Origin of the sequence: Corynebacterium simulans (assembly GCF_001586215.1) — a bacterium.
GTDB classification, from domain to species: domain Bacteria; phylum Actinomycetota; class Actinomycetes; order Mycobacteriales; family Mycobacteriaceae; genus Corynebacterium; species Corynebacterium simulans.
Map to the genome: position 1 here is coordinate 1,417,526 of NZ_CP014634.1, position 14,249 is coordinate 1,431,774.

At 57.9% G+C, this 14,249-nt stretch carries 11 protein-coding genes, 1 tRNA gene and 1 pseudogene; 10 read left to right on the forward strand and 3 right to left on the reverse strand.

The window, feature by feature from the left end; all coding sequences use genetic code 11:
* The first annotated feature begins 1 nt into the window (after position 1).
* The 3 genes and pseudogenes from WM42_RS06670 (at position 2) to WM42_RS06680 (ending at position 2,893) form a co-directional block, all read left to right on the forward strand.
* Positions 2 to 1,218, forward strand: a protein-coding gene (locus WM42_RS06670; RefSeq protein ID WP_115021451.1) for an IS3 family transposase whose coding sequence is annotated in 2 segments (ribosomal slippage) — positions 2 to 263 and positions 263 to 1,218 — 1,218 coding nt in all. Because the reading frame shifts where the segments join, the coding sequence is not laid out codon by codon here.
* Between the two features lie 49 nt (positions 1,219 to 1,267).
* Positions 1,268 to 2,032, forward strand: a pseudogene (locus WM42_RS06675) (IS256-like element IS3503 family transposase); the annotation flags it as partial.
* Positions 2,033 to 2,194: 162 nt separating this feature from the next.
* Positions 2,195 to 2,893: an Abi family protein gene (locus tag WM42_RS06680; RefSeq protein ID WP_034966322.1), complete on the forward strand. Its 699-nt coding sequence runs from the start codon at positions 2,195 to 2,197 to the stop codon at positions 2,891 to 2,893.
* 232 nt (positions 2,894 to 3,125) lie between these two features.
* On the opposite strand, the gene WM42_RS06685 is transcribed toward WM42_RS06680, so the two are convergent.
* Together WM42_RS06685 and WM42_RS06690 are read right to left on the reverse strand one after the other, a co-directional pair.
* Positions 3,126 to 4,178: an RNA-guided endonuclease InsQ/TnpB family protein gene (locus WM42_RS06685; protein WP_080719550.1), complete on the reverse strand. Its 1,053-nt coding sequence runs from the start codon at positions 4,176 to 4,178 to the stop codon at positions 3,126 to 3,128.
* A gap of 191 nt (positions 4,179 to 4,369) precedes the next feature.
* The gene (locus WM42_RS06690; RefSeq protein ID WP_062036437.1) at positions 4,370 to 4,681 is read right to left on the reverse strand and encodes a helix-turn-helix domain-containing protein; all 312 of its coding nucleotides are present in this window, start codon (positions 4,679 to 4,681) and stop codon (positions 4,370 to 4,372) included.
* A gap of 704 nt (positions 4,682 to 5,385) precedes the next feature.
* Here WM42_RS06690 and WM42_RS06695 point away from each other — a divergent pair.
* Positions 5,386 to 6,594, forward strand: a complete 1,209-nt coding sequence (locus WM42_RS06695) for an IS110 family RNA-guided transposase (RefSeq protein ID WP_049152104.1) — start codon at positions 5,386 to 5,388, stop codon at positions 6,592 to 6,594.
* 511 nt (positions 6,595 to 7,105) lie between these two features.
* Here WM42_RS06695 and WM42_RS06700 read toward each other — a convergent pair.
* Positions 7,106 to 7,190, reverse strand: a tRNA-Leu gene (locus WM42_RS06700).
* A gap of 189 nt (positions 7,191 to 7,379) precedes the next feature.
* On the opposite strand from WM42_RS06700, the gene WM42_RS06705 reads away from it, so the two are divergent.
* The 6 genes from WM42_RS06705 to WM42_RS06730 are packed head-to-tail and all read left to right on the forward strand — an operon-like array spanning position 7,380 to position 14,247.
* Positions 7,380 to 8,213 (forward strand): FHA domain-containing protein, encoded by an 834-nt coding sequence (locus WM42_RS06705; protein ID WP_062036439.1) that lies wholly within the window; start codon positions 7,380 to 7,382, stop codon positions 8,211 to 8,213.
* 28 nt (positions 8,214 to 8,241) lie between these two features.
* Complete coding sequence (locus WM42_RS06710; RefSeq protein ID WP_062036441.1) at positions 8,242 to 8,694, forward strand: FHA domain-containing protein FhaB/FipA; 453 nt, start codon at positions 8,242 to 8,244, stop codon at positions 8,692 to 8,694.
* The gene (locus tag WM42_RS06715) at positions 8,691 to 10,034 is read left to right on the forward strand and encodes a PP2C family protein-serine/threonine phosphatase (RefSeq protein ID WP_062036443.1); all 1,344 of its coding nucleotides are present in this window, start codon (positions 8,691 to 8,693) and stop codon (positions 10,032 to 10,034) included. Before WM42_RS06710 ends, WM42_RS06715 begins: the two co-directional genes overlap by 4 nt.
* Positions 10,035 to 11,387, forward strand: a complete 1,353-nt coding sequence (locus WM42_RS06720; RefSeq protein ID WP_062036445.1) for an FtsW/RodA/SpoVE family cell cycle protein — start codon at positions 10,035 to 10,037, stop codon at positions 11,385 to 11,387. It abuts the gene before it with no gap.
* On the forward strand, positions 11,384 to 12,811 hold the full coding sequence (locus WM42_RS06725) for a penicillin-binding transpeptidase domain-containing protein (RefSeq protein ID WP_062036447.1): 1,428 nt from the start codon (positions 11,384 to 11,386) through the stop codon (positions 12,809 to 12,811). Before WM42_RS06720 ends, WM42_RS06725 begins: the two co-directional genes overlap by 4 nt.
* A 2-nt stretch (positions 12,812 to 12,813) precedes the next feature.
* Positions 12,814 to 14,247, forward strand: a complete 1,434-nt coding sequence (locus tag WM42_RS06730) for a serine/threonine-protein kinase (RefSeq protein WP_062036449.1) — start codon at positions 12,814 to 12,816, stop codon at positions 14,245 to 14,247.
* The last annotated feature ends 2 nt before the right edge of the window (positions 14,248 to 14,249 follow it).

Here is a 14,249-nt window from a genome sequence, read left to right on the forward strand (position 1 = left end):
GATGTTCATTGTGAGTCAACAGCGCAAGAAGTACACGCCGGAGTACCGGCGTGAAGCCGCGAACCTGGTAATCGAGTCAGAGCGACCGATCGCTCATGTGGCTAAGGAAATCGGTGTTTCCGCCGGGCTTTTGGGCCGGTGGGTCAAACTCGAACGTGAACGCCGAGGATCCTCCGATGGGATGAGCGAGGCTGACCTCCGAGCTGAGAATGCTCGTCTGCGCCGGGAGCTGGCAGAAGCCAAGATGGATAACGAGTTTTTGTCAAAAGCGACAGCCTTCTTCGCCGCGAAGCAACGCGAGCAGAAAAGTTCGAACTAATGCAGCAGGAGAAGGCGAACTACAGCATCAAGCGCATGGCACGACTATTAAAAGTATCTCGGTCTGGATACTACAAATGGGCCCATGCGCAGCAGAAACGACTATCCGGCGAAGATGATCGGGCAGCATTTTACGATGATGTTGACCGAAAGATTCATCAGATTTGGAAAGACTCCGATGAGGTTTATGGTGCTCCGCGGATCACCGCAGAGCTTGCCGAGCGCTACCAGATCACCTTGAATCGCAAGACTGTGGCTAAACGGATGCGCATGATGGGCATTGAAGGGATTTCACCGCGTGCCTTTGTCCCGGTGACAACGATTCAAGCCAAGCGTAAGTCAACTCTTCCTGACCTGGTCAAGCGCATGTTTGATACTGGTCAGCTCAACCGAGTGTGGATGTCAGATATTACCTACCTGCGCACCGGTGAGGGCTGGTTGTACTTGTGCGCGGTCCGCGATGGTCATTCCCGCAGGGTACTGGGCTGGGCTATGGATAGCGTTCAAGACACACACCTGGTTGAACGGGCCCTGCGGATGGCGCATACGCTACGCGGTGATGTTCCTGATGGGCTGGTGTTTCACGCTGACCGCGGAACGCAATTTACCAGTGAGAAGCTCTGGGAGGTCTGCCGCAACCTGGGCATTGCCCAGTCTGTGGGGCGTACTGGTGTGTGCTTCGATAACGCGATGGCTGAGTCGTTCTGGTCGACGCTAAAGACTGAATTCTATGACCGGCAGCGCTGGGCGACCCGTGATGCTGCACGCAAGGCCGTTGCCTACTGGATTGAAGTCGTCTACAACCGCCGACGCCGGCACTCTGCACTCGGGATGGTCAGCCCCGTCGACTTCGAAAACCACATTGGTCTAACCACCAGTAGAAAAGAAATAGCTGCCTAACCACTAGGTAGCTCCACTACGTGTCCACGATTTGCGGGCAACCCCAGAACTCCTACGCCCCATTGCCGCACCACTAATCGCAGTCACAGACGGCGGACAAGGTGCCCAATCAGCCATCCACCACTGCTGGCCAACAACACGCATCCAACGCTGCCTCGTCCACGCCCAACGAACAGTCCGCCGCCACACCACCAGCAACCCCCGCACCGATGCCGGCAAAACCCTCTACCGCCTAGCCCTGAAACTCACTCGCATCACCGACCTTGACCAAGCATCCACATGGGTCGCCCACCTGCACGAATTCGACCACACCTACCGGGAATGGATGAACGAGAAAACCACCATCAAAGACCCTGCTACCGGCGCCTACACCAAGGTCTACACCCACCAACGCGTCCGAGCGGCCTATCAATCATTGCTATCTCTGCACCGCAGAGACCTGCTGTTTACCTACCTGCAACCCCCACCAACAACCATCGACCCCGACAACCTTGCAGCAACAACAAACAGCCTCGAAGGTGGCATCAACGCCCCCATAAAAGAACTAGCCCGCAGACACCGCGGACTATCACTACCGCATCAACGCACAGTGATGGATTGGTGGCTGTATCTACATACAGAAGTCCCTGACGATCCGGTCAAGATCGCCAGGGACCAACGATGGGGTCAAGACGCACTTTCCACAGCAACAGACCTGATCACCCACAACACCACAGCCACTACCAATGACATCGGTGCACCAGCAGAATACGACACCGCCATCGACACCAGCTACCAACACAACCTCGGCATCCAAAAAGGCTGGATCAAATAACCGCAACACGCCCGGAAAAGACACACTTTTCTTTACTTAACCCGCATTGGCCTGCCGTTATGCGCCCGAGCCTCCCCCAAAAAATCAGTAACCCCGGTGATATGCATCTAAAACGCAGGGATCGCTCCGGGGCTTTCATAGAAAATCGTAACATTTGTCCCCATGAATTCCAACGAAAATCTGACGATCAATCTTGACAAGTGGTTCTCACCTGCGCGGATGAGCACCTATGCCCACCACCCAGATCCTGAATCCCTCTACCTCTGGAACACGCGCGTCACCAAGGCCTTCCTGGAGGACCTCCAACATGTCGAGGTGCTGCTACGAAACTGCGTAGACGCCGCCGTCGCTCCGCGCTACGGACCCAGGTGGTACACCCACCCGGCCATCCCCTTCGAAAAACCGGCCGAGAGAGCCATTAAAAAAGCAGAACGCCGTGCCTGCACACGAAGAGAGCAAGCCCCACCGCCGGGGCGGGTTATCGCTGAACTCAGCTTCGATTTCTGGGCCTACCTGTTCACCAAAACCTACGCCTCTACTCTCTGGCCGCTGGTTCGTAAAGATTTGGTCGGCACACAGGCACCTGCCACTGGCGGAAGCAAGCCTGATGTCCTTGTTCCCAGCCTTGACGAGTTCAGAAGTGAAGTTGGTGTGGTCTACAACCTGCGTAACCGGTGCGCCCATCATGAGCCGATTATCAAAAAGGACCTGCAGGACGAAAACGATAACCTCGATCGAGCGCAGCAGGCTATAGAGAAGCTGTCTACCTGGATTGATCCCTCTGCGGCGGAGTGGATAGTCGCTAACTCCAGACTTCCCGAAGTGCGGGACGACAGACCGTCGCCCAAGGTATGGGGGTAACTATCGCGGGTGATGAGGCTGTGCTCGTAGGTTAGCGTCGGAAACCTTGCCCGGGTCTGCCAGGACAGACCATGGGCAGAGCACATCACCGCAGCCAAGAACGTGCAGGGGTTGGTATAGGATTCTCGACTCGTTGGCCCCATCTTGTGGGGCTGTAGCGACCGCGAGGGTGGGGTCCCAGCTCGGGGTTAAGAGGGGAAGAAGCCCCGTTGCCGCTACGTTTTGGGTCTGGTTAGTCGTGGCTGGGTTTGGGTGACTTAGTGTCTTTCAGGTGTTTCCTTTCGGCCTCAGCTGCGATGTTCAATGCGGCGTTGTGGTCCCGGTCGAGTGATAGGCCGCATTCTAGACATGTGAATTGACGGTTACTCAGGGAAAGATTCTCGTTTTTCCAACCACACCTCGAGCAGGTTTTGGAGGATGGGTAAAACCGGTCGATGACCTCTAGAGCAGCGCCGGTGCGCTTGGTTTTGTACTCCAGCTGGCGACGAAACTCGCCAGGGATCCCCTCAAGCATTCGGCGGTTGAGGGATGATTTCGCCCTCACGTTTGTTCCCGGTGCGTCTACGGTTCCCCTGGCTGAACGAGTCATGCCTTTAACATTGAGGTCTTCGATGCCGATCAGGGCATAGTTGCGGGCCAGTTCGGCGGTGATCTGATGAACAAACCCATCGCGCTGCAACTTCAGCTCGTGGTCGACGCGTTTGATCGTGGCGATGAGCTTTCGACGGCGGTTGGATCCCTTTTGGCTCCGGGCCAGCTTTTTACGTAGGTTTTTCGATCGTTTGATGTTGCGCTGGAGCAGTGGTGGAAGCTGGATGACTGTGGAGCCATCCGAGAGCGATAGGTAGTTGTGGATGCCGATATCGATGCCCAGGGTGTCTGCTTGTTTTTGCCGTCGGGTTAGCGATGGTTGGCGTTGAGCTGACTTAACCATCACAGCGACGTACCAGTAGCCGCCTTTTTGGGAGATCGTAAAATTGCTGATTTTGGCGTCAGGGTGGTTCTGCAGAGCTTTGACCAACCGTCTGGTGGAGCCATGGACGCGTACGCGCAATATCCGGTCTTTTTTATCCGGCTTGGAGGCATGCGAGAAAAGATTGGCCAGGTATAGATGCTTGTACCCGGTGATCTGGGGCTGCCCTCGGGGTGGAGGGCAGCCTTTTGGCCCCATTCTGCTGTCTGGGTGAATGGTGACTGATTTCCGAGATCGGTGGGTCTTGCGCTGGGGTTTTCCCATAGCCCGGCCTTTTCTTCGACCAGTTTTACTGGCGTAGTAGTTTTTCATGGCCTCGGCTGCGTTTTTGATTCCACTGACGGGGCAGCGACGGTTGACGAGATGGAGAAAGGGGCGGGCGCCCTTGGTATCGGGACTCCAGACAGCATCAAGCCGTTCTTGGTGTTGAGGTGACCATCGTTTCCCGTGGTCTCGTTGCCACAGCAGTTTTGCTGCCTCCCGGTGACGCCGGATTTCGGGAGTTAAAACATCTGTCTCAAATGAAAAACGGTGCGGTTTTTTAGTGCTGGGTTGGTTTCGGCCTCTTTTTTGATCAGCTTGTTCACGCTGCTGGCGTTCACGCCGGCAGCCAGGAGCTGATCTTTTCTTGCCCGGTAGTTTTCGTCGTACTTCTGCCAGGCTTCGGTGAATGCGTTGAACCCCCAGTGTGCTGCCCGTGTCATCTCCTCAAACAGGGCTTCTTGCTGAGGGGTGGGAATGAGCCGAAACACGAAGCCTTCGTGGTCATGATTGGTGTTGGGTGAGGATTTTTTAGCTTGTGGTGAATTGGTCATCCTTGTTGCCCTTTCGTGGTGAGTGGACGAGCAGGATAACTACTGGGGTGGACACCCTCCGATAGCGTCGAACTTAAATTCGAACTGGGTAACGGTGGTTCACAGGGGCGCAGGGTCCTGTTAGGGTGGCGAGCGTCTCCCCGTAGAGGGGGCCGTCGGCTCCGGACGGAAGCAGACGTTAAAACCGCACGTGGATTGCATTACTGAATTTCCGGGCATGGGCCCGGGGAGACGGTTTTGCTTGGAAGCGTGCAGAGTGCAGTTTCGGCTGTATCTCAGCGTCATCCCGCGAGGGATGTCTCGCCTACTTGAACTTTTTGGGGCGTCTTGATCAGCTTTTTCGCTGCTCAGGAAGAGGTTGCCCATTACGTTGTTAGCAGTTCCACCCCAGGGCGCCGAAGATTCATAGCCTGTCCACCCGAGTGGGAGGGGCTATGTTTATGTCCGTTCCCGCCGTCCGAAAGGACAGTGGAACTAGTCGCTGGCTTCGGTATGGCTTATTCCTGTCCCTGTTAAGAAAATGATCCGGGGGGTGATGCCACCGGAGACAGTGACATACTCAAACAGCTCAATAGGAACCTGACCCGGCCCAGGCGGCACGAGGTCTCACAGTAATGTGGATGCCAGCGCCAGTATGTCCGACCACCCCAGCGATGAAGCGTAAATAATCCAACTCCCTACTCATCGCTAGGAGGCACCAACTCATGGCCTATGACTTCGTCATTGGAATGGACGTCGGCAAATACTTCCACCACGCCTGCGTCCTCGATCCCCAGGGCAGACAAGTCCTATCCAAACGCATCAACCAGCACGAAGGCTCGCTACGCAAGCTCTTCGGCAAATTCCTGGCCAATGACGCCGAAGTCCTTGTCGTCGTCGATCAGCCCAACAACATCGGCAGGCTAACCGTCGCAGTCGCCCAAGCAATGGGAGCCGACGTTCGCTACCTCCCCGGGCTTGCCATGCGACAGCTTTCACGTATCCACGTCGGCAACTCCAAGACCGATGTACGCGACGCTTATGTCATCGCCCATGCCGGCCTCAACCTGCCAGATGCCCTGCGTAGCGTCGACCGCGTTGAGGAAGTCTTCCTCCAGCTGAAAGTCCTCAACGGTATCGACGAAGACCTCGCCCGCGCCTACACACGCCTGATCAACCAGATGCGATCCGCGCTCGTGGGCACCTACCCCGCATTCGAACATGTCCTACGTGGCCAGATGATTCACCGCAAGTGGATTCTCCACCTTCTGGCGAAATACGGTGGCCCCACCAAGATTCGACGCGTCGGCAAAGCACGGCTGACAGCTTTCGCACGTGGTCACAGGGCACGTAATCCTGAACCAGTTATCGATGCCATGCTTGCTGCGATCCACGGCCAGACGGTATCCATCGCCGGCGCAGAATACGCGGAACTTGGCGTAGCAATGTCCGCCAAAGATGCACTAGCCAAGCTGGAGCACCGCAAAGAGATTGAAGCCCAGGTACTCGAGCTGATCCAGGACATTCCTCAGACCGAGATTCTCTTGTCCATGCCCGGCATCGGCCCACGTAGCGCCGCGCAAATCCTTATGACCGTCGGCGATATGTCCGACTTTCCCAATGCAGCGCACCTGGCTTCCTATGCAGGCCTGACGCCGCAGACGAATCAGTCGGGAACGTCGATCATGTCGAATTCGCCCAACCGGGCCGGCAACAAGAAATTGAAGAACGCCCTATGGCAATCGTCCTTTGCATCGATCAGATTCCACGAGCGTTCCCGGCAATTCTATGAGCGAAAACGCAAAGAAGGCAAGAGACATAACGCCGCAGTCGTCGCGCTCGCACGCCGACGCCTCAACGTCCTCTTCGCCATGATGCGCAGCGGAGAGCTCTACAGAGACATCCCCACAGCCCAGGAGGCCGCTGCGGCCTAGCCCCTACCAGCCCCGGAGCCGATTGCGCAGGAAGCCCAATCGGCTCTTCAGCATGCCCGAAAACAACATCCGCAGCGTGAAGCAGAACCCCTTCACACCCCCAGCAACCTCACCCACGGAGTTGACAACCTATATAGGAACACCCCCCTAGGCGCATGGGCGATCCCACACCTCTTGCACTTTTTGTTCCACTTGGTTGTTTTCCCTGGCTGCATGGGGGATTTATATCGATGCCGGGGTGGGTCTTTAATCAGGTGTGTCTTTTTGGGGTACGCCCTATTGTTACACGTGCCTGCGACGGAATGCCGCCTACAAAATAGGACCACTTCGGCCATTGTTTTACATGAACAAATATCGAAAGACGTGCCGAGCGACAAAACGGGATTTAGGATGTAAATCCCCACACTTACAATCCTCGACCGGAAAAGTTCAGAAAAACAAAGAAACCGGAGGTCACGAACCCTTTCGAGTTTGTTACCTCCGGTGTCACAGTTTGTACAACTGCTCAGCGTGCCCGGGGCGGGACTTGAACCCGCACGTCCTATAAGGACACTGGCACCTGAAGCCAGCGCGTCTGCCAATTCCGCCACCCGGGCTGGGTATTAAGTGTCTTGGCGACCAACTAACATTAGCATGCAGGAGCTAAGAATCTACAAATCCGCAGGCAAACACGAAGTTTTCTGGGGAAAAGCCCCCTAAAAGCATCGGAACTTTAGGCGGCGCGGCTACGTTTAGAAGGGGTAGGCACCCTATAATTAGCCTGTCATAGAAAAGGAGGACAGCACGTGGCAATTTTTGAAAAGCTCGCGAAGCTGGATTCCGCCATGCAACGAGGCTTGGACAATGGCATGGCCTTTGTCTTCGGAGGCAAGGTCGTTCCCGCGGAGATTGAAGAGCTCCTCAAACAGGAGGCGCAGGACAATCTCGCACGCGGTGATGACGAGAACCTCTACAGCCCCAACGTCATGACAGTAGGCGTATCTTCCAAGGACTTGGAAAACCTCTCCCGTGACCCAGATCTGCCCGCAGATTTCGCCGACCAACTCACCCGCTTTGTTAGAAACCACGGCTGGTCATTCGCCGGCCCGGTCATCGTACGCATCGCGGAGGAATCAGGATTACGTACAGGACAGCTTCGAGTGTCTTCGTTTATTGATCACGAACCCGCCGAGGAAACCGGATTCGACGCAATCTTCCACGAAGACGATGGTCAGGAGGACCACATGAGTAACCCGTTTAATGCAGACGAGGCAGCAACCACCACCTTTATGGCACCGGATCAAAATCCAGAGCAGCCACACTCGCAGGGCCCCGCAGTGAACTTGATGCTGCAGGATGGTTCCTCCCGCGTGTACCACGTGCGGGAAGGTTCCAACATCATCGGTCGCAGCAACGACGCTGACCTTCGCCTGCCCGACACTGGCGTTTCCCGCCAGCACGCGGAGATTACGTGGAACGGACAGGATGCCGTCTTGGTAGATTTGCAATCCACCAACGGCACCACTGTCAACGAGACGCCAATTGAAAACTGGCTGCTGGCCGACGGAGACGTCATTACCATGGGACACTCCCACATCGAGGTCCGTATCACCGGCACCGAGAACAACCACAACTACTAAACCCCGCCGAGAAAGTAAGGAGGTCACCATGGATTCAGTCGTTTTGCTAGCTCTTCGCATCGGCCTTCTGGCACTGTTGTGGCTTTTCATCCTGGTGGCCTTGAACGCAATGCGCCGGGACGCCAATAAGGCTGCCGGCGTCTACCAGCCTTCGGCGCAGGCGAAGGCCACTCCGCGGCGTCGCGAAGCGCCCAAGCAGATCAACATCGTGGACGGGCCCCTGCGTGGCTCCCACATGCAGCTCGGCACGCTCGAAGAGTGCACCATGGGCCGTGCGCAGGACTGTGACTTTGTCACCGGCGATGACTTTTCTTCCGGTCATCACGCGCGCCTGTTCCGCCGCGGCAGCGAGTGGTTTGTGGAAGACCTGGAATCCCGCAACGGCACCTTCGTGGGTGGCGTTCGCATCGATCAGCCGGAGCGAGTTGGCGTTGGCACCGACATCAAACTTGGCCGCACGACCGTGAGGTTGATGGCATGACTTTAAGCCTTAAATTCACCGCGATCACAGATCGCGGTCTAGTACGCCAAAACAACGAGGACAGCGCCCACGCTGGTCCCCATCTTTTGTTATTGGCAGACGGAATGGGCGGCCACGCCGCCGGCGAGGTGGCCTCCCAGCTCATGGTTGAGCACTTGGAGCACCTCGACCAAGACCCCGAAGACAATGACATGCTCGCGCTGCTGGGCGCCGCGGCAGAAGATGCAAACGCGTCCATTTCCGCACACGTCGAGCAGCATCCAGAGACCGAGGGCATGGGCACCACGCTTACCGCGATGATGTTCAACGGCACCGAGTTCGGCGTATGCCACGTAGGTGACTCCCGCGGCTATCGCCTGCGCAACGGCAAGCTGACCCAGGTAACGCGCGATGACACGTATGTGCAGTCTCTGGTGGATGAGGGTCGCCTCGACCCCGAGGACGTTTCCTCCCATCCGCAGAAGTCGCTGATTCTTAAGGCCTATACCGGCCGCCCGGTGGATCCCACCTTGTTTATGTTGGATGCCAAGGTCGGAGACCGCCTGCTGCTGTGCTCCGATGGTCTTTCGGATCCGGTTACGGCAGCCACCATCGAACTGGCACTTTCGCAAGGCACGCTTGACGACGCCGCGGTTACCCTCCGCGATCTCGCCCTGCGTTCCGGCGGCCCAGACAACGTCACCATCGTCTTGGCCGAGGTAGTCGAGGGCAAAGGCGATAGCTCGCCGGTCAAGGTCGGCGCCATCGCAGGCGTCGTACCTGAGCCGACACACCCGGATTCCTCCGCCAGCCGCGCGGCTGCGCTAACAAGGCCACGGGAGGCGTCGCCTGCGCCCCAAGAAGAGGAAGACGACACCGAGGAACCTCACAGTCCAAAGAAGAAAGTTGGTTGGAAGGTAATCGGCGCCCTCGTAGTGGTGCTCGCGCTCGTCATCGGCGGCGGATTCTGGACCAAGAACGAGATTTCTAACAACTTCTACGTCGCCACCGACGAAGAAGGGGCACTCAGCATCGAGCAAGGCGTAGATTTCTCAGTCTTTGGGCGTTCTTTGCACCACAAATACCAAAATGCGTGCGTCGATAAAGCAAACACGCTGCGTCTCGGATCCACTCCGTGTGAGGGGGATTTCGCCCCGTTCAAGGTCACTGACCTGCCAGATTCCGAGCGCGCGGCCGTAGATAACCTGCCTTCGGGTTCCTATGCCGAGGTACAAACCCAGCTTTCGAGCCTGTCCTCCAAGGCACTCAAGCCGTGCATCAGCACGCCGAGCAAGAAGACGGACGAGAAGCTAGAGAAGAAAACCGCTAAACCAGGAATCACGTGCCGGGAGGTGAGCTAAGTGAAGAAGATCTTTTCCCGCGGCACTGAGCTCGGGCTGCTGATTCTGGCGGCCGTGGTCTTTGCCATCACCACCGTCAGCCTGGAACTTTCCCAGGGCAACATCTTGACCATGGACGTCCTCTACCTCATCGGTGGATTCATCGGCGTCTTCACCGTCGCCCACCTGGTGCTGTGCTTTTTGGCACCGCATTCGGATCAGCTCATGCTGCCGATTGTGTCTCTGCTCAACGGCACCGGCCTGGTCATGCTGGCGCGCCTCGACCTCGTCAATGATGGTGTCCTGGCGCGGCGGCAAGTGATGTGGACGATCGTCGGCCTTATCCTCTTCGTGCTGGTGCTGGTTGTATTGCGGGATCACCGCTCCCTTACCCGCTACTCCTACATCCTGGGCGCAGCCGGCCTCATCCTGCTGGCGCTGCCGCTGGTGTGGCCGCAGCCGCCGGGAGTCGAGGCGCGTATTTGGCTGTGGCTGGGTCCATTTTCTATCCAGCCTGGCGAGTTCTCGAAGATCATGCTCATCTTGTTCTTCGCCATGTTGCTTACCCAAAAGCGCTCACTGTTCACCGTTGCCGGTTACCGCTTCTTGGGCCTTTCCCTGCCGCGTCTGCGTGACCTCGCGCCGATTCTGGTGATTTGGGGAATCGCCATCGTGATCATGGGCATCTCCAATGACTTCGGCCCGGCGCTGCTGCTGTTCAGCACCGTCCTCGGCATGCTGTTTATGGCAACTGGCCGTGTCAGCTGGCTGCTCATTGGCCTGCTCTTGGTAGGCGTTGGTGGTTTTGGCATCTACCAGATCTCTTCGAAGATTCAAACGCGCTTTTCCAACTTCCTGGACCCGCTGGGCAACTACGACAACGGCGGTTACCAGCTTTCCCAGGCACTGTTCGGCATGTCCTCCGGCGGCATCTCCGGAACCGGCTTGGGCCAAGGCCACCCAGAGATCGTCCCAGTGGCGCACTCCGACTTCATCCTCGCCGGCATCGGTGAGGAGTTCGGCCTCATTGGCCTAGCCGCCGTGCTGGTCATGTTTGGCATGCTGGCTTCTCGCGGTTTCAATACCGCGCTGAAGTCCCGTGATTCCTACGGCAAGCTGGTTGCATCCGGTTTGTCGCTGACCCTGGCAGTCCAGGTCTTCGTGGTCACTGGCGGTATTTCCGCCATGCTGCCGATGACCGGCCTGACCACCCCATTTATGTCGGCTGGCGGTTCCTCGCTGATGGCTAACTACATGCTTCTGGCAATCCTGCTGCGCATCTCTAACGCGGCTCGTCGCCCAGCGCGTGAGACCAGCAGCAATGCGCCTACCGATACTTCCATGTTCCCCGCCGTACAGGAGGCAACCCGATGAATAAGTCGATCCGCCTCGTCTCTCTCTTTGCCATCCTCTTGACCGCAGTGTTGCTCGTAAACCTCACCGTGGTGCAGGCATTTTCAGAGGACAAGTACGCACATAACCCGAAGAACATGCGCGGTTTCTACGCCATGCAGACCACCCCGCGTGGCCAGATCTTCGCCGGCGATACGGTGCTGGCTAAGTCCACCGAGGATTCCGAGGGCAAGTACTCGCGTTCCTACCCCACCGACTCGCCGGCCTTTTCCAACATCACCGGCTACCTTTCCACCCAGTTCGGTGCTTCCCAGTTGGAGGCTTCCCAGAATGAGATCCTCAACGGCACCGACGATTCCCTCCTCACCCAGAACTGGCTTGACACCATTTCCGGCAAGGAAAAGGTAGGTGCCAACGTCGAGGTCACCATCGATCCTGCGCTGCAGCAGGCCGCCTATGATCAGCTGGTTGGCCCGGGTTACAACGGCGCGGCGGTGGCCATCCAGCCTTCCTCTGGCAAGATCCTGGCCATGGCTTCCTCGCCGAGCTACAACACCAATGATCTCCTCGGTGAAAACGCCGACGAGACCTGGAGCGCGCTGCAAGAGCAGAAGGGCACCCCGCTGCTCAACCACGCCACGCAGGAAACCCTGCCTCCTGGTTCCATCTTCAAGATCATCACCACGGCCGCCGGCCTCAACAATGGTTTCAACCCCGGCTCCTCGCTGACGGGTGCTAATTCCATCGTGCTGCCGGATTCCGTGACGGAGCTGACCAACTACGGAAACCAGATGTGTGGCGGCTCCCAGTCCGTTACCTTGCAGACTGCCTTCGCCCTTTCCTGCAACACCGCCTTTGTGGAGATGTCTGAATCCATCGGCGCTGATGAGTTGCGCAAGTACGCCGAGGCTTTCGGCGTGGGCGAAAAATATGATCTCGGGGTCAACAGTGCTGCCGGCAATTTGGGCGAGCTTGCCGACGGCGCGCAGGTTGCCCAGTCCGCCATCGGTCAGCGAGACGTGACCATGTCTGCACTGCAGGCGGCCATTATGGCTGGCACCGTTGCCAACAAGGGCAAGCGCATGGAGCCCTACCTCATCAACCGCATCACTGATGCGCAGATGAATGAGATCCGCGCGACCAAACCCCGCCAAGCCGAGCAAGCGGTAACGGAGGATGTTGCGAACACGATCAAGGAATTGATGTACGGCTCGGAGCACTCGACCTTCGGCTACGATGGCAACTCCTTTGCTTCCAAGACCGGCACCGCAGAGCACGGCGATGGCCTGGCTCCACACGTGTGGTACGTCGCGTTCGATCCGGACCGCGACATTGCCGTCGCCGTCGTGGTCAAAGACGGTGGCAATCTCGGCGAGTCTGCCACCGGCGGCCAGGTTTCTGCCCCTATCGGACGCGCCATCCTGCGCGCATATGGAGGACAGTAAAAGTGAGCAACTCAGATAATAAAGAGCATCTCCAAGCCCTCATCGGCGATGACTACCAGCTGCAGTGGATCATCGGCCACGGCGGCATGTCCACGGTGTGGCTGGCTGACGACGTCCGCGGTGACCGCGAGGTAGCAATCAAGGTACTGCGCCCTGAGTTTTCCGACAACACCGAGTTCCTCAGCCGTTTCCGCAACGAGGCTCAGTCGGCAGAGTCGATTACCTCTGAAAACGTGGTGGCCACCTATGACTACCGCGAGCTCGAGGACAACGGCCGTACCTTCTGCTTCATGGCGCTCGAGTACGTCCGCGGCGAGTCCCTCGCCGATCTTCTAGCCCGCGAGGGCGCCCTGCCGGAGACCCTCGCGCTCGATGTCATGGAGCAGGCAGCGCATGGCCTCGCCGTGATCCACCGCATGGGTTTGGTGCACCGCGATATCAAGCCCGGCAACCTGATGATCACCCAGAACGGGCGGGTCAAGATCACCGACTTTGGCATCGCCAAGGCAGCAGCTGCGGTTCCTCTCACGCGCACCGGCATGGTGGTCGGCACTGCGCAGTATGTCTCCCCAGAGCAGGCACAGGGTCTCGATGTCACGCCGGCTTCCGATGTCTATTCCTTGGGCGTCGTGGGCTACGAGATGCTCGCCGGCAAGCGCCCGTTTAGCGGCGATTCCTCGGTGTCCGTCGCGCTCGCGCACATCAGCCAGGCGCCGGAGCCACTCTCGACGTCGATTAGCGCCCCTGCTCGTGAGCTCATCGGGATTTCTCTGCGCAAGGATCCCACCACCCGTTTTGCGGACGGCAACGAGTTCACCAACGCCGTCGCCGCAGTGCGCAACGGCCAACGCCCGCCACAGCCTAAGTCGGGGGCATTGGCACCAATGGCGGCCGAGCCTTCCCCTTCCGCATCCACGGAGATGCTCGCCAGCGTGGCCAACCCCAAAACCGCCACCCCGGAGCGCGCCCCAGTCAAGGACACCCCACACCCCGTGCCAAAGGAGAAAAAGAAGAGCTCTGGATTTGGTGTAGGCCTTCTTATTGCTGCCGCATTGGCCGCCTTGGCAGCATTGGGATTCTTCGCGGCAAACTTCTTCAAAGGCGCAGGCGAGTCCACGGAGCCCACCACTCCGCCGGAATCCATCGTGGTTACGGAGTACCGCGATCCCGTAACAACCGAGGTCGTTACCCCCGAAGAAACCACGGAAGATACCCCTGAGCAGGTCACTGTCACCACCACGCACTCGGTTGAGGAGGAGACACCTACGCAGGAGAAAACCACCCAGACCCAGCCGGTTCATACCCCCAGGCAGCAGGAAATCCCTACTACTGTCCCGCAGGAGACCGAAGTCAATGAAACGCCAACGTCTCCAACCGCAGTAGACTCGCTGCCTGATAACCCCCAAGAAAATCTACTACCCCAGGATGGTGCCTAGAA